General features: G+C 58.5%; 13 protein-coding genes. 6 read left to right on the forward strand and 7 right to left on the reverse strand.

Annotation, left to right across the window (positions count from 1 at the left end):
- Window positions 1-34: 34 nt before the first annotated feature.
- From ACWPM9_RS18230 to ACWPM9_RS18240, 3 genes are all read left to right on the forward strand, one after another.
- On the forward strand, window positions 35-3,748 hold the full coding sequence (locus tag ACWPM9_RS18230; RefSeq protein ID WP_484756056.1) for a peptidoglycan-binding protein: 3,714 nt from the start codon (window positions 35-37) through the stop codon (window positions 3,746-3,748).
- A 210-nt stretch (window positions 3,749-3,958) separates the two neighbouring features.
- Window positions 3,959-4,882, forward strand: a complete 924-nt coding sequence (locus ACWPM9_RS18235) for a sulfite exporter TauE/SafE family protein (protein ID WP_428186057.1) — start codon at window positions 3,959-3,961, stop codon at window positions 4,880-4,882.
- Window positions 4,882-5,685, forward strand: a complete 804-nt coding sequence (locus ACWPM9_RS18240; protein WP_428186058.1) for a TIGR02186 family protein — start codon at window positions 4,882-4,884, stop codon at window positions 5,683-5,685. Before ACWPM9_RS18235 ends, ACWPM9_RS18240 begins: the two co-directional genes overlap by 1 nt.
- Before the next feature lie 3 nt (window positions 5,686-5,688).
- On the opposite strand, the gene pdeM is transcribed toward ACWPM9_RS18240, so the two are convergent.
- From pdeM to ACWPM9_RS18265, 5 genes are all read right to left on the reverse strand, one after another.
- Window positions 5,689-6,414, reverse strand: coding sequence for a ligase-associated DNA damage response endonuclease PdeM (gene pdeM, locus ACWPM9_RS18245; protein ID WP_484756057.1), 726 nt, complete (start codon window positions 6,412-6,414; stop codon window positions 5,689-5,691).
- 36 nt (window positions 6,415-6,450) lie between these two features.
- Window positions 6,451-8,958 carry a ligase-associated DNA damage response DEXH box helicase gene (locus ACWPM9_RS18250; protein ID WP_484756058.1) on the reverse strand — a complete coding sequence of 836 codons (2,508 nt, stop codon included), beginning with the start codon at window positions 8,956-8,958 and terminating at the stop codon, window positions 6,451-6,453.
- A 112-nt stretch (window positions 8,959-9,070) separates the two neighbouring features.
- Window positions 9,071-9,706 carry a YitT family protein gene (locus ACWPM9_RS18255; protein WP_428186060.1) on the reverse strand — a complete coding sequence of 212 codons (636 nt, stop codon included), beginning with the start codon at window positions 9,704-9,706 and terminating at the stop codon, window positions 9,071-9,073.
- Window positions 9,707-9,826: 120 nt separating this feature from the next.
- Complete coding sequence (locus tag ACWPM9_RS18260) at window positions 9,827-10,462, reverse strand: YitT family protein (RefSeq protein WP_428186061.1); 636 nt, start codon at window positions 10,460-10,462, stop codon at window positions 9,827-9,829.
- Window positions 10,463-10,586: 124 nt separating this feature from the next.
- Window positions 10,587-11,531: a class I SAM-dependent methyltransferase gene (locus tag ACWPM9_RS18265; RefSeq protein ID WP_484756059.1), complete on the reverse strand. Its 945-nt coding sequence runs from the start codon at window positions 11,529-11,531 to the stop codon at window positions 10,587-10,589.
- A gap of 157 nt (window positions 11,532-11,688) precedes the next feature.
- On the opposite strand from ACWPM9_RS18265, the gene ACWPM9_RS18270 reads away from it, so the two are divergent.
- Genes ACWPM9_RS18270 through ACWPM9_RS18280 form a run of 3 tightly spaced genes read left to right on the forward strand, consistent with a single transcriptional unit; the run spans window position 11,689 to window position 13,837 of the window.
- The gene (locus tag ACWPM9_RS18270; RefSeq protein ID WP_428186063.1) at window positions 11,689-11,955 is read left to right on the forward strand and encodes a DUF6460 domain-containing protein; all 267 of its coding nucleotides are present in this window, start codon (window positions 11,689-11,691) and stop codon (window positions 11,953-11,955) included.
- Between the two features lie 13 nt (window positions 11,956-11,968).
- Window positions 11,969-12,451 carry a CAP domain-containing protein gene (locus tag ACWPM9_RS18275; RefSeq protein WP_484756060.1) on the forward strand — a complete coding sequence of 161 codons (483 nt, stop codon included), beginning with the start codon at window positions 11,969-11,971 and terminating at the stop codon, window positions 12,449-12,451.
- Between the two features lie 36 nt (window positions 12,452-12,487).
- Window positions 12,488-13,837 (forward strand): MATE family efflux transporter, encoded by a 1,350-nt coding sequence (locus ACWPM9_RS18280; protein WP_484756061.1) that lies wholly within the window; start codon window positions 12,488-12,490, stop codon window positions 13,835-13,837.
- On the opposite strand, the gene ACWPM9_RS18285 is transcribed toward ACWPM9_RS18280, so the two are convergent.
- Both ACWPM9_RS18285 and ACWPM9_RS18290 read right to left on the reverse strand, forming a co-directional pair.
- Window positions 13,813-14,901 (reverse strand): quinone-dependent dihydroorotate dehydrogenase, encoded by a 1,089-nt coding sequence (locus tag ACWPM9_RS18285; protein ID WP_484756062.1) that lies wholly within the window; start codon window positions 14,899-14,901, stop codon window positions 13,813-13,815. The genes ACWPM9_RS18280 and ACWPM9_RS18285 overlap by 25 nt on opposite strands.
- Window positions 14,898-15,245, reverse strand: a complete 348-nt coding sequence (locus tag ACWPM9_RS18290; protein WP_484756063.1) for a DUF952 domain-containing protein — start codon at window positions 15,243-15,245, stop codon at window positions 14,898-14,900. The genes ACWPM9_RS18285 and ACWPM9_RS18290 overlap by 4 nt, the downstream gene beginning before the upstream one ends.
- Window positions 15,246-15,337: the final 92 nt, after the last annotated feature.

Below are 15,337 nucleotides of genomic sequence, written 5' to 3' on the forward strand. Positions count from 1 at the left end.
GCCAGGCAATGTCACAGCGAGCAAGAGCAAGAATATGAACGGATCTCGATCCACACCGCCCCGCCATGCAGAAGCTTCGTCACTGGACGCGCTGAGCCGGACCATCGAGGGGCTGGAGGCGAGGATCGAAGGGCTGATGTCATCAACAGCGCGTGACACACGCCAGCAGGCTGAGACACGTCGTGACTGGAGTATGTCGGAGAATTCGGCACCTGCAGAGCGCAGCCGACCGGCTTCGCCGGAGCGTTCCCGCCGCGCGGATCCGCTTGCCGAAATCCGTGAGCGTCAGCGCGCATTGGAGGCGAGCCGCCAGCAACCTGCTGCGCCAGCCGACCGTGTTCGCCTGCGGGACCGCACGCCGATGCCGGCACCACGCCCGATCGAGCGGGCGGCTGTCGAGTCAAAAGCGCTTGTGAGCGAAATCACAGAAGCGCTGCTTGGCTTGCGGCAGGATCTGAAACACGACATCTCGCAAGGCGTATCCCGCGAACTCGATACACTGCGCGCTGAGATCCAGGGCCTGAAGAGTATCGCCGGTGACCGCCATTTTGGTGAGGAAATGCGGGCCGACATTGCTCGGCTTGCAAAGAGCATCGATCACCTTGGACAACAGAAGACGCCGGTGGGCGACAATCTGCGGGCTGAATTCGACGAGTTGCGCTCGCTGATGGACGGTCTGGCACGCGAAGACTCCGTACGCGGTATCGAGCAGCGCTGGACAGGCGTCGAGGATCGCCTGGAGGATCTCGGGCAAAGCCAGAAGGATGAGAGCTGGCTGCGTCAGGAAATTGTCCAGCTTTTCGACCGGCTGGAAGAGATCAAGGGACAGTTGACGTCGATGGGCGACAGCCGCGCCATCCGCGCGCTGGAAGACAAGTTGATTGCTGTTGCCACAGCGCTTGAGCACATCGGCAGCCATATGGATCCGAACGAGCGCGCGCTTCAAGAGCAGTTCGCCGGGCTCGATCTGCGGCTGGACGAAATTACCCGCGCGATTGCGGCAAGCAATAACCGTACACCGCCACCTTCCGTCGACCCCAGAGTGATCGAACGGCTGGAAGACAGGATTGCCAGCATTGGTGCTCAAATCGGCCATATCTCAGCGGCAAGCGCTTTGCAGAGTGAGCCCACCGACGAGATCGTCGGTCGGCTGGAAGCGCTTTCGAACCGTATCGAAGAGATGGCCAGCGCCCGCACGGCCAGCAATCTGGAAGAGCGGCTGGACCAACTCTCCCAGCTGATCGAGCAACAGCAACAGCCGTTTCCGCAGCCAGACCTGACTGATCATCTGCTGGATATCTCGCGCAAGATCGATGCGCTCGACCAGGGAACCGTGAGCAACAGTCTTGCCGACCGCCTGGACCATCTTGCCCGCATGATCGGCGAAATTGAACAGCCGGCGCCCGCACCTGCCATCGATGACCGTGCCTTGCGCACTCTTGATGAACGGCTGGCGATGATTGCCGAACGGCTGGATGAAACGTCACGTGCGCCTGCCGCCGACACCGTCTCGCTGCGCGGACTTGAAGAGCAGATCGCTCATCTTTCCGGTTTGATCGGCAATGTATCGCAGATGTCGGCCCCTGCGGTGGATGGCGAAGTCACCGAGCGCATTTCCAGGCTCGAAGACTATGTCGCGACCAGCGACGAATACATCATTGAAGCCGCCCGGCAGGCCGCCGAAGCCGTGATGGAGAATTTCTCCCGCAATGGCATGCAAGGCGGTGTCTCTGCACCACAGCTTGAAACCATTACGGCACTCGCCGACAATCTGCGTCATCTGGAAGATCTGAGCCGCGACAACGAACATCGCACGCAAAAGACCTTCGATTCGCTGCAAGATACCTTGCTGCAGATCGCTGATCGGCTGGACAGCCTGCATCATGATGCGGACGAGCCACCGGCACGCTATGCCGAGACGGCCCCAAATATTGTTCGCGAAGCGCCGCCAGCACAGCAATTTGCCTATACCGGTGAAGATGACCTTCTGGACGCGCCGACCGACTTGCCGCCGTTGTTTGGCAATGATGCTGACCGATCAGAGCCGGATCTCGTGGCCGAACTGGACGTGACAGCTTATGCCACCGAGCACAAAGCCTCCAAGCCGAGCCTTCTGGCCGGCCTTGGCAAGAAGCTCATCCCGGGTCAGAAAAAACAGCCTTCTGAGCCTGCGACGCGTCAGGTGCTTGATCCGACGCCGACGATCGATCCGGTTGGCATTATTCCGGACGACGACGCCAATGAACTTCTAGAGCCCGGTACCGGCGCACCTGACGTTCGCAAGATCCTTGAGCGTGTGCGCGCCAGCAAGATGGGCAATGGCGCCGACATCGCGGCGCCCGCTGACGGCGAGCGCACAGACTATATTGCTGCGGCCCGCCGCGCGGCGCAGGCGGCAGCGCAGGATGCCGGCAACACACAATCGACAAGCGGTGGATCCAAGGCTGCCAAGGACGGGGCCTCCGCGTTTTCGCGCTATCGCCGGCCCATTCTACTCGCAGCAGGCGCGGTTCTACTGGCTGTCATGTCCATGCCTCTGGTCCGGACACTGACACAAGGCAATGAAAACCCGCCTGCCATCGAAACCACATCGCCTGTCACCGATGATGCGTCCGCGGTCGGTGCTGCTGCCACGCCTGAAGTGACCGCTGACGCTCCGGTTTCCAGCGACCCTGCGATTGAGAACGTTGCGCCACTTGCACCACTCACCCCACTGGATGAGGAGCTGTCGACAGAGGAGGCTTCAACGCCCGGTGCGCCGATGGATACATTGGAAACGCCTGCAGCGCCTGCGACAGGGACCGATGCCGCGCCGATCCGCAATGTGACGCCGGATGAGGCCGTAACGGACGAGGGCACCAACGCAGCTCAGGCCACGCCAGCTGCTGCAGCTTATGAAGTACCGGCCGCCATTTCTCCTGCTTCCCTTTCCAAGGCAGCCGCTGAAGGCGACCCGCTGGCGCTTTTTGAAATCGGCGCGCGTTACACTGAAGGCCGTGGCGTTGACGCCGATCTCAAGGAAGCAGCCCGCTGGTACGGATTGTCAGCCGACAAGGGTTTTGCACCGGCGCAGTACCGCGTTGCGAATCTTTACGAAAAGGGCACAGGCGTCCAGCAGGACCTCAACAAGGCCATGGAATATTACGAACTGGCTGCAGCACAGGGCAATGCCGCAGCCATGCACAATCTTGCCGTGCTGTTTGCGTCCGGCGCGGCAGGCACGCAGGATTACGGTCGCGCTTCTGAATGGTTTATCCAGGCCGCCGAACACGGGGTACCGGACAGCCAGTTCAACCTGGCCATCCTCTATGCGCGCGGCAATGGCGTGCCACAGAGCTTTGAAGACTCCTACAAGTGGTTTGCGATTGCAGCCAAGGATGGCGACAAGGACGCGGCGCAAAAACAGGAAGAAGTGGCGAGAGCCCTGACGCCTGAGCAGCTTTCCAAGGCCAAGGCGGCGGTGGAAGCCTGGAAGCCCAAGCCGCTGGATGTCGATGCCAATGCCGTGAATGTGCCTGACGAGTGGGTTGGAAAAGGCACATCGACCGGCTCCATCGACATGAAAAAAGCGATCCAGAACGTTCAGGCGATCCTCAACAAGAACGGCTTCAATGCCGGTACGGCTGATGGCGTCATTGGCGCAAAGACGGTATCCGCGATCAAGGCATTCCAGACTTCGGTTGGCCAGAAACCGACGGGTGAAATCGACGATGCCCTGGTGAAAGAGCTTTTGGCGCGCAACAAATAACACGGCCCGTCACAAAAGCGGTAAAAAGCCCAGCTATTACGCGGTTGCGAATTGACTTGCCGCACCTGCGAGCGCAAGAAAAATAAGCTCCAAGCCGAACATCGCCAATGGCTTGGATGCGTCAGCCACCAGCCCGTGACGGGCGGCGTTCATTTATGCCGCGACAAGTCTCGCTTCATGCAGAGACTGTCGCATTCTTGAGGTCCCACAGTGACAATCTACCTGCCGATTGCAGAATTGTCGGTGAATATTTTCATCATCCTCGGCATGGGCGCAGCTGTCGGTTTCCTATCGGGCATGTTCGGTGTCGGCGGCGGATTTCTGATCACCCCGCTGCTGATTTTCTACAATATTCCACCCATCGTTGCGGTCGCCACTGGCGCCAATCAGGTTGTCGCCTCTTCTGTGTCCGGTGCAATGACGCATTTCCGGCGAGGGACGCTCGATATCAAACTCGGATGCGTTCTATTGGCGGGCGGCTTATGCGGCGCTTCGGCAGGCGTTTGGCTGTTTTCTTTGCTTCGTCGGCTGGGCCAGATCGATCTGTTCATCTCGCTGCTCTATGTCGTGCTGCTTGGCTCGATCGGTACCTTGATGCTTGTGGAAAGTGTAAGAGCGCTTCGCCGTGCAGCCCGTAATGAGGCGCCTGCGCCACGACGACCCGGACAGCACAGCTGGGTGCACCGCCTGCCCTTCAAGATGCGCTTCAAGAAATCGAAGATCTATCTGAGCGTGCTTCCGATCATAGCGCTGGGTTTCTGCATCGGCGCACTCACCCCGATGGGTATCGGCGGCGGCTTCATTCTCGTGCCCGCCATGATCTATCTGCTGCGCATACCGACCGGTGTGGTGGTCGGCACATCGCTGTTCCAGATCATCTTCGTGAGTGCATTCACGACGGTTGCTCAAGCAGCAACCAATTATTCCGTCGATATCGTACTGGCCCTGATGCTGATGGTGGCAAGCGTCGTCGGTGCGCAATACGGCGTGCGTGTGGGGCAGAAGCTGCGCGGCGAGCAACTTCGCGCACTTCTTGGACTTCTGGTGCTTGCTGTCGGAACAAGGCTGGCAATCGCGCTGGTGCTGACACCGGACGATCTCTTCTCCGTGGCGGTGGGAGGCTTTGCAAACTGATGCGGATGGCTGTTCTCACCCTGCTGGTACTCCTGCCGCTTTCCCTGCCAGCAATGGCGCAGGTGCCTTTTGCGCTGACACCACAGGTGGCAGGTGAAGAGCAGCTCGACATAGGAACGTCGACAAACGAAATTGCCATCACTTCCGACTTTCGCGGTGCAGACCTCACTGTTTTCGGATCACTGACGAATACCGACAGCCTACTTCTGGCGATCGGGCAATACGATATCATCGTGACGCTGGAAGGTCCCCGCACGGAAGCGACCGTGCGACGCAAGGAGCGGTTCTTCGGCATTTGGGTCAACCGTCAGTCAATGACCTTCGAGCGGACTCCGGAATCCTATTCGCTGGCCAGTACGCGTCTGGTCGACGATATCGCACCTGCTTCCACACTCAACTCGCTGGGGCTTGGCATCGATCATCTGGCGCTGTCGCCGACTGGATATTTCTCGGGCGGCGCGAATATCGGCAACTTCCGCAATGCCTATCGGCGGCTGATGCAGGCGCATGGTCTTTATCAGGACCAGTCCAACGGCGTGCGGTTTGTCAGCTCCAACCTGTTCCGGGCCACACTGCGGCTGCCCGCCAATATTCCCAACGGTGTCCATGTGGTGCGCGCTTATCTGTTCAAGAGCGGCCAGTTCGTCACCCAGAAGGACCTGCCGCTCAGAGTGGTCAAGACCGGGTTGGAAGATGCGATCTCGGAAGCGGCCCACGAGCGTCCGTTTCTTTACGGCTTGATGGCCGTGATGATAGCGCTTGTCACCGGCTGGGGTGCCAGCCTGTTGTTTCGCAAGGACTGAAGCTCACCCCAGAAGGTTGGCAAAGCGGACCGAATAGATCCGGTCTCTGCCCAGCAAATGGGCAATCAGTCCATGGCGATTAAACAGTCCCGTGAACGCCTTGTGGCGCAAATCCAGGCCACCGGTCAACACGCCGAAAGATGGCATGATCAAGCGGGCGCCATCCGTTGCGAAACAGGGGCGCCGCACGGATTTTCCGCTGCGGCGCACGGTGGCTGACGGATGCAGATGCCCCGAGATCTCGCCGGGCAGCGCAGTCCGTGATGGCTCATGGCGGAAGACGAGGCCGGCATAGGCAAGTTCCTCAACCGAGACTCCCGGCAGATCGACGGTTCCATCGGGATCGTGATTGCCAGCGATCCAGACCCATTCGCGTCCGCGGGCCATGGCCTGGATCATTGTACGAAAGACATCGGGTAAAAGCGCTGAGCCCTTGCGGTCGTGGAAATTGTCGCCCAGGCTGACAACGATCTGCGGATCGTAGCGCGCGATGACTGTCTCCAGAAGGCGCAATGTCGCCAGCGTGTCGTAGGGCGGCAAAAGCTGGCCCCTCCGGGCGAAGGCTGCACCTTTTTCGAGATGCAGGTCCGAGACTAGAAGGAGGCTCTGCTCTGGAAAGAACAGCGCGCCGAAAGGATCGCAGATCGCCGACACGCCATTGAAGACAATCTCGACGCTATCGGTCCCGGATGTGGGAATTTCCTTTTGCGCAAGCGCCATTCGGTTCATGCGTCGTCCTTCATACGGCAATCTCAATCACTTCAATCACGCCATGGCTTCGGCGATCAGATCTTCTGCAGCCTCGGCCAGCACGGCATCCTGTGCGTCACCCATGACAGTCTCCTTGCCGATTTCCAGCAAGATGGGCACAGCCAGCGGGGAAATGTGATCCAGCCGCTTATGGGTGATATGACCCTTGATTCGTGACAGCATATCGCCGAGGCGGCCGATATCCAACAGGCCCGTTGCCGCATCCTCACGCGTCGCCTGCAACAGGATGTGATCGGGCTCATGGCTTCGCAATACGTCGTAAATGAGATCGGCGGAGACTGTGACCTGACGACCGGACTTTTCCTTGCCCGGATGGCGCTTCTCAATCAGCCCGGCAATGACGGCACAGGTGCGAAAGGTGCGTTTCAGCATCCAGCTTTCATTCAGCCAGGCCTCCAGATCGTCTCCCAGCATGTCTTCATCGAAGAGTTCCGATAGACCGAGGCGCCCGGATGCGATCATGGCGCCCATGTCTTCCAGCCCCCAGATGGCAAGTGAGTAATCCGTGGCCACGAAACCTGCTGGCTTTGCACCCATGCGCTCGAGACGACGGGTTAGCAGCATCCCGAGCGTCTGGTGCGCAAGGCGACCCTCGAAGGGATAGGCGACGAGATAGAAGCGTTGGGAGCGTGGGAAGGTTTCGATCAACAGTTCCCCACGTTTGGGGAGAACGGATTTTTCCTTCTGGATCGACAGCCAGTCGCGCACCTGCTCGGGTAATGTCGGCCAGCGGGTCGGATCATCCAGCATGGCGCGCACTTGATCTGCAAGATAGGTGGAAAGCGGGAACTTGCCGCCGGCATAGGCCGGGATCTTCGGATCCTGCGAGAAGACGTTGGAGACGAGGCACTCGTTTTCGCGGATGCCCTCAAAGCGCAACACCTTGCCGGAGAACAGAAAGGTGTCGCCTTGCGACAACTGCTCGAGGAAATACTCCTCCACCTTTCCGAGCGTCATGCCGCCGCGACCGATCGAGCCCAGATGATTACGCTTGACCAGCCGGACATTGAGCATCGGCATCTCGACGATGGTGCCAAGGTTCAACCGGTATTGTTGTGCGACCTGCGGATTGGAGACGCGCCAGCGACCCTCATTGTTCAAGCGGATGCGCGCATATCGCTCATAGGTTCTAAGCGCATAGCCGCCGGTTGCGACGAAATCGACAATGCGGTCAAAGGTGATGCGCGGCAGCGCGTAATAGGGTGACGCAGAGGTGACCTCGGCAAAGAGTTCATCCGCACCGAATGGTTCGGCGCAGGCCATGCCGAGCACATGCTGGGCCAAAACATCAAGCGCGCCCTCGCCCACCGGCGGCGTGTCCTGAGCGCCGAGGTAATTGGCATCGAGCGCTGCCTGACATTCCATGACTTCGAAACGATTGGCCGGTACGAGAATGGCGCGGCTGGGTTCGTCCATACGGTGATTGGCGCGACCGATGCGCTGGGCCAGACGCGAGGCCCCCTTCGGCGCACCGACATGCACAACCAGATCGACATCGCCCCAGTCGATTCCGAGATCGAGCGTAGACGTGGCAACGACGGCGCGCAGCCTGTTTTCCGCCATGGCGGCCTCGACCTTGCGGCGCTGCCCCACATCCAGCGAGCCATGATGGAGCGCTATGGGCAGATTATCGTCGTTGATGGTCCACAGCTCCTGAAACAGCCGCTCTGCCTGAGAGCGCGTGTTGACAAAGATCAGCGTGGTCTGAAACCCCTTCAGCACCTCATAAAGCTCCGGCATGGCGTATTGGGCTGAGTGGCCAGACCAAGGCACGCGATCTTCTGTCTGAAGGATGGTGATATCGGGCTTGGCGCCTCCATCAACGGTCACGAGACCGGACAGCGCCTCGCCTTCAGGAGGCTGCGCGACCAGCCATCGTTGCAGATCCGGTGGATCGGCAACTGTCGCCGACAGTCCAATCGTTTGCAGGTCAGGCGCGTGACGGCGAAGACGCGCCAGCGCCAATGACAATAGCTGGCCGCGCTTGGAGGTGACCAGCGAATGCAACTCGTCGAAGATGACGAATTTCAGGTCCTTGAAGAAGCGTTGCGCCTCTCCGTTGGCGAGCAAGAGCGCCACCTGTTCAGGCGTGGTGAGCAGAATATCAGGGGGCGCCAGCTTCTGGCGCTGGCGTTTGTGCTGCGGGGTATCGCCGGTACGATTCTCGATTGTGAGAGGCAGCCCCATTTCCTCCACCGGCTTCATGAGGTTACGCTCGATATCGACCGCGAGCGCCTTTAGCGGGGAGATGTAGAGCGTGTGAATGCCGGTGAAGGCGGTGCCGGGTTTCTTGCGACCACGGCGGGCAAGATCGGTTAAGGACGGCAGGAACCCGGCCAGCGTCTTGCCGGCACCGGTTGGGGCAATCAGAAGCGTGCTTTCGCCGCGACCGGCACGTTGCAGCAATTCCAGCTGATGGGCGCGCGGGTGCCACCCCTTTTCCGCGAACCAGCGGAGGAAGGGGACAGGGAGATTGGAGAGATGGGCCTCATCAGTGTTCACCGCTCCAAGTTAGTGCAGTTGATCCGAAAGAGAAGCTCTATTGCCAGCAAATGATTTTGCACAACCCGCCATCTATCGGCGCAACCTACAAAACTTTACGTTGCGAGGGCCACTACATCGCGATGTAGCGGTCCTTGCGGTGGTTGATGGCGAGTGTGATGTTCAAGACCACCGCACCAATGACAGAGCAGAAAATGATGAAGGGGCTGGCGACAAAGAAGGACCCAATCAGCACCAGACTGTCAAAGAAGAGCTGCGAAAAGCCGGCTCTCCAACCTAACCGGTCCTGCAGGTAGAGCGCCAGAATGCCGAAGCCGCCAAGGCTTGCCTTATGGCGAAAGAGTACCAGCAAGCCGGTTCCGATCAACAATCCGCCGAAGACTGCAGCGACCAGCGGATCGATGTGGCTGATGCCGATAGCGCGCGGAACCGCCTCCGTGAGGAAAGAGGTGAAAGCGATTGCGGCGAATGTTTTCAGGGTAAAGCCGAGACCGAAACGACGGAAGGCGAGGTAATAAAAGGGCAGATTGACGAGGAAGAATATCGGACCGAAAGCAAAGCCTGTGGCATAATGCAGAAGAAAGGCCACACCTGCGGTGCCGCCCGTCAGGAGACCGGCGCTGGATAAAAGCAGGACGCCAAGTGAGGCCATCATACAGCCGGCGATCAGACCTTGAGCATCTTCGGCAACCGAATGACGGTCGGACTTGGATGACCAGAGATCTGCAAATCCCAGCTTCGATGCCATCAATATACCCCTTCGATAATTGAACGCGGCGGACGAACCGACGCTTTGCCTGTTCATGATGCGCAGTGCTCAATGCGTCAAGTCATCTGGTCGACAACACCACTTGCGCTGGACCCAACATTAGCGCAGCGCGATATAGCGATCCGAACGGTGATTGATGGCCAGAAAGATGTTCAGCACGACGGCGCCCAGGATCGAATACATGACGATGACGGGACTGACGACTGCAAATGCCAGCATCATGATGACGAGATCGAAAGCCAGTTGCACAAGACCGGCGCGAATGCCGAAGCGATCCTGCAGGAAGACGGCAAGGATGCCGATGCCGCCCAGACTTGCCCGATGACGATAAAGTGCAAGCAGGCCGAAACCGATCAACAAGCCGCCCAGAAATGCACCCCAGGCCGGGTTCAGAAACTGAATATCGATAAAGCGGTTCTGCAGTTCCACAAGCACAGACGTCAGGCCGATCGCCACGAATGTCTTCACTGTGAAGTCCAAGCCAACACGCATGTAGGAGAGAATATAGAATGGAAGATTCAAGATGAAGAATAGTAGACCGAATCCCCAGCCACCCCAATAATGCAGCAGGAATGCCAATCCGGCCGTTCCGCTGGTCACGAGGCCGACCTTGCCGAGCATGAACAGGCCGAGAGCCGCGATCATACTACCGGAAACGATACCCTGAATGTCTTCGAGTGCTGTGTGCTTGGCCGGGTTTTTGTTCCACAGACCTGCAACGCTCATATTTGCCATATCCGCCGTCTCCAACCCTGTTAAAGCGACCAATTCTGGCATCAGGATGAGCGCAATTCCATTATAAGGCAAGGGCAATATGTCAGCAATGTTGACCTATTGAAAATTCGCAACTTCCGTACATTCAGGCGTGTTTTCGTGCAACAAAGAGTATGCCAGGCACGTCTTCGCCGCCATCCTTGCGAATGGCCGTGCGCTCGGTTGCCAAGGTTTCAAAGCCGAATTGCCCGAGCAATGTCTCGACATAGGGTTTGGAATGCCGATAGCGCAAAGAAGGCGCTAGATCGAAGCCCTCGTCCGCACCCGAGTCTTCCACTGAAAAAGCGAAGACGGCACACGGCGACGTCAGACGCATCACCAATTCAAAGGCTGCCTCCAGATTGCCAAGATAAATCATCACGTCTGCGGCGCAGGCAAGAGATGCACGAAACTCCGGCAATACGTCATTGAAGAGGCCTGATTGCGCGGCATCTTGAGTGAGATCTGCCTGCCCGAGATGATCGTATATCGCCTTTTCTTCGGCCTTCGCCAGCATGTTGGCGGAGAGATCGAAACCCTCGAGGCGATCCACCTTTCCGCGAATTTCCGGACCCAACAAACCGGTGCCGCAACCGAGGTCGACGGCAAGCACAAAAGGGATACTGGACGGAACCGTGCGCTCCAGAAGGGCGCCAAGCTTTTCCGGGATGCTGTAATCGAGCTTTTCGACAAGCGCATCTTCGAAGCGTTCCGCGTAATCGTCGAACAAGGCTTCGACATAAGCCGTTGGAGGCTGGTCCGGCACCTCAACTGCACCCAACAGGGCGAGCTTCAATTTGGCTGCAAAGATATCCTCTTGATCCAAGGCCAGCAGATGCTGCAGGGCCGCAATGGCTCCGCCCTTATCGCCAGCCTTTTCACGGTAGTGCGCCAGATTGAGCCAACCCGCCGTCCATAGGGGCGCCATCTCCAGCGCCTGTTCCATGAGATCGGCTGCGGCCGCAGAATCTCCATTGTCGTCCAACATTCTAGCGTAGTCGAAACGGCGGTCGATGACGACATCGCCGGAGGAGAATTGCATCGCGTGCATGAGAAAATTCCGAGAGGGTGCGCGGTCTTGACCGATACGCAGATAAAAGACAAGGGTCATTTTTGCTCATATTCGCACGAGCCCTCGTTTGTAGCTCCGAACCTGGTGCTTGCGCGTGTGCGTTGCGCCGCCTATGTGATGGCAAAGGAGAATGCCAATGTCCGAGCGCGTGAACCGGTTCCTGGGCGATACGCCAGGCCGCACCCTGTTGAAATTGCTGGTGGTGTCGCTGATTGTCGGCTTCCTGATGTCGATATTCGGCGTTTATCCCATAGACCTGATCAATGGTATCCGCGACTTCTTTGCAGAGCTGTGGTATCGCGGTTTCGACGCGCTTGGCCGGTTTGGCGATTATCTGCTTCTGGGTGCAACAGTGGTCATTCCGGTGTTCATCATTCTGCGGCTCGTATCTTCGCGGCGTTAGCATGAGCATCAACATGAACCGTCGGAGTCTGATCGTTTTGTTTGCTACGGCTGCAGGCGGCCTGCTTGCAGGCTGCACGACCACCGATCTGTTGAGCACCAATGACGGTCCATCCCGTGACGAGACGGCAGCGTCGCTTGATCTCATCAATGCATTGCGCGCCAGCAAGGGACTTGCCCCTGTATCGGCAAATCGCTCGGCACAGACTGCCGCCCTTCATCAGGCCAAACGAATGGCAAGCGCGGGCAAGATGAGCCACCTGATCGGTTTAAGCGACAGCTTTTCGCGCCGCATGAATGCGTCGGGAGTTCCCCTTCCCGCAGCCGAGAACATTGCGGTCGGGCAGGCCGATGCGGCGGCCGCGTTTGAGGCGTGGCGGCGCTCGCCGAAGCATCTGGAGAACATGCTCGGCAACTATCGGGGGCTGGGCGTGGCAGTTGCACAGAATCCCTCTTCCTCAAACCGCCCCTATTGGGCAATGGTTCTGTCCGGCTAAACGATTCTCCTCACCCAAACCGGACAGGTCACAGGCATGGACAACCAAGCGCCCGCGCGCACCGATGGCGCTTTTGAGGTTACGCATCGGCTTGTGCTGTCCATCGCGGTGCCGATGACATTCGGATTTCTGACCACACCACTCCTGGGCCTGACGGACACAGCTGTCGTCGGGCGATCCGGGAGCGCCGCTGCCCTTGCTGGCCTTGCTATCGGTGCGGCCCTGTTCGACCTTTTATTTGCCAGCCTGAACTTCCTGCGCGCCTCGACCACCGCCCTGGTGGCGCAGGCTTACGGGCGACGTGACGCGCATGAACAGCAGATCGTATTCTGGCGGTCCATGGCACTGTCTGTTTCGCTAGGGCTTTTCATACTGGCGCTCTCGCCATTGCTGTTGTCGGCGGGCCTATGGATGATGGGGCCTGAAGGTTCGGTTGCAGTTGCAACATCGATCTATTTCTCCATCCGCATCATGGCAGGTCCTCTTACACTTGCGAACTTTACCATTCTTGGCTTCGTACTGGGCCGGGGTCAGGGCACGATTGGGCTGCTACTGCAAGCACTGCTCAACGGAACCAATATCGTGCTATCGATCTATCTTGGCCTCGTACTCGACTGGGGCATTGCCGGGGTGGCATGGGGGACGTTGATCGGTGAGGGGGTGGCAGCAATCGCGGGGGTTTTGATCGTACTGTCGCAGTTTCGTACAGTCCAACGCCCTTCATTTGCGGAGATCGTCGATGCTGCCAAGCTGAAAGCTCTTTTTGCAATCAATCGCGATATTCTGATCCGTTCATTCACCTTGCTGGCGGCATTCACACTGATGACACGGATCGGCACCAGTTTCGGACCCGTGGTCCTGGCGGCCAATGCCGTGCTGATGAATATCTTCCTGGTCGCCGGTTATTATCTGGACGGATTTGCCAATGCGGCAGAGCAGATCAGCGGACGGGCCATCGGGGCAAATTACAGGCCCGCTTTTGACCGCGCACTGAAGCTCACAGGGATCTGGTCTTTCGGCCTGGCAGCGATCACCACCGGCTTCTTCCTGATGTTTGGCGATGCAGTGATCGATCTGATGACGACCGCCGCGCCCGTGAGGATAGCCGCGTATGAATATCTGCCCTGGGCAGCACTCACTGCATTGACGGGAGCGCTTGCCTTTCAGATGGACGGAATATTCATCGGCGCCACCTGGTCGAAGGACATGCGAAACATGATGATCGCTGCCTTTGCCGGCTACCTGCTGGCACTCGCCATTCTGGTGCCGCTGTTTGCCAATCACGGGCTTTGGCTGTCACTCAACCTTTTCCTCGCGCTGCGTGGGCTTTTCTTGCTGATCCGGGTGCCGCGCAAGCTCAATCAGACCTTTTCTGCCAACCAGTGATTGAGCCTTGTGTCGCGCAATTCCGAGACCGATGTCATTCCGGCCTCGTCAAGTGTGGTTGACATATCCTTCAGGATCCTGGCCGCCAGCCCCGGCCCTTCATAGACCATGCAGGAATAAAGTTGTACGAGATCGGCGCCGGCCTTGATCTTCTCGAGCGCCGTCTCGGCGGACGAGACACCGCCCACACCGATGATTGGCATGTCGGGACCGACGCGCTTGCGCATGCGGGCAAGCACGGCTGTCGACTTGTGGAACAACGGTTTTCCGGACAGGCCACCAGCCTCGGATGCGAGCCGCTGGTCGCTGACACCTTCGCGCGCAAGCGTGGTGTTGGAGACAATGAGGCCATCAAGGTCATGACTGAGGGCTTCGGCCGCTATGTCGTCCAGCCCCTCGTCGGTCAGGTCGGGCGCAACCTTCAAGAACACCGGTTTGCGGACGCCGGCCTTTGCGGCTTCTTGATCGCGCGCGTCAAGAACGGCCTTCAGAAGAACGGCAAGACTTTCGCGGCCCTGGAGATCCCGCAGGCCGGGCGTATTGGGCGATGAAATATTGGCGGTGAAGTAGCTCGCGACACTGTAGAAAGCCTGGATTCCGGTTACATAGTCGGCAATGCGATCTTCGCTTTCCTTATTGGCACCAATGTTGACCCCGACGATCCCGGATTTGTCACGCGCTTGAAGGCGGTGAAGAGCAGCTGCGTGGCCCTCGTTATTGAAGCCAAGGCGGTTGATCACGCCTTCATCGTCAACAAGGCGGAAAATACGTGGTTTGGGATTTCCAGACTGCGGCTTTGGCGTCAGTGTTCCGACCTCTGTAAACCCAAAGCCGAGCTTCAACAGTGCATCGGGCACATCTGCATTCTTGTCATAGCCAGCTGCCATGCCAAGCGGATTGGCGAAGGTGAGGCCGGCGACACTGACGGACAGACGTTGATCGATGCGTGGAGCGCATGACGGCATCATACCGGTTTTCAAGGCAGCGATTGACATGCCGTGTGCCGTCTCGGCATCGAACAGAAAGAGGGCTTTGCGACCAACAGACTTGAACAGATCCATCATGCCGGCATCTCCGGAAACTGGTGACTGCCGTCAGCACCCAATGGCAAAGGCTTTTCCCAAAGAATGGCGTCCATTGGAAGATCGGCAAAGAGATGCGGGAAGAGATCGCCCCCGCGCGATGGCTCGAAGCGTAGCGCGTCACCCAGTCGATCCACCTCGACAGCGACCAGCAGCAAACCCGATTGACCGGCGAAATGGAGTTTGGCGGTCTCGACTGCTTGTCTTGCCGTGGAAAAATGGATGTAGCCATCCTGCAGATCAATGGATGCACCCTTGAAGACACCTTCAGAACGAGCCTTCTGCCACAATTCCTGCGGCACGATCTTGTATATTGTCTTTGACATCAGGCGCTATCCCTCATTCTTAATGGTCAGCGCTTAACCAGAAACGATCCGGCTGTCCACGCCCAGCCGCAACGAGACTGTTTTATCATCAG

This window comes from Agrobacterium sp. H141, assembly GCF_057158725.1.

Coding starts and splice junctions, on each gene's coding strand:
- ACWPM9_RS18230 (WP_484756056.1), top strand. CDS start 35: ATGAACGGATCTCGATCCACACCGCCCCGCCATGCAGAAGCTTCGTCA.
- ACWPM9_RS18290 (WP_484756063.1), bottom strand. CDS start 15,245: ATGTCAAAGACAATATACAAGATCGTGCCGCAGGAATTGTGGCAGAAG.
- ACWPM9_RS18275 (WP_484756060.1), top strand. CDS start 11,969: ATGAACCGTCGGAGTCTGATCGTTTTGTTTGCTACGGCTGCAGGCGGC.
- ACWPM9_RS18240 (WP_428186058.1), top strand. CDS start 4,882: ATGCGGATGGCTGTTCTCACCCTGCTGGTACTCCTGCCGCTTTCCCTG.
- ACWPM9_RS18265 (WP_484756059.1), bottom strand. CDS start 11,531: ATGCACGCGATGCAATTCTCCTCCGGCGATGTCGTCATCGACCGCCGT.
- ACWPM9_RS18260 (WP_428186061.1), bottom strand. CDS start 10,462: ATGGCAAATATGAGCGTTGCAGGTCTGTGGAACAAAAACCCGGCCAAG.
- ACWPM9_RS18270 (WP_428186063.1), top strand. CDS start 11,689: ATGTCCGAGCGCGTGAACCGGTTCCTGGGCGATACGCCAGGCCGCACC.
- ACWPM9_RS18285 (WP_484756062.1), bottom strand. CDS start 14,901: ATGATGGATCTGTTCAAGTCTGTTGGTCGCAAAGCCCTCTTTCTGTTC.
- pdeM (WP_484756057.1), bottom strand. CDS start 6,414: ATGAACCGAATGGCGCTTGCGCAAAAGGAAATTCCCACATCCGGGACC.
- ACWPM9_RS18255 (WP_428186060.1), bottom strand. CDS start 9,706: ATGGCATCGAAGCTGGGATTTGCAGATCTCTGGTCATCCAAGTCCGAC.
- ACWPM9_RS18280 (WP_484756061.1), top strand. CDS start 12,488: ATGGACAACCAAGCGCCCGCGCGCACCGATGGCGCTTTTGAGGTTACG.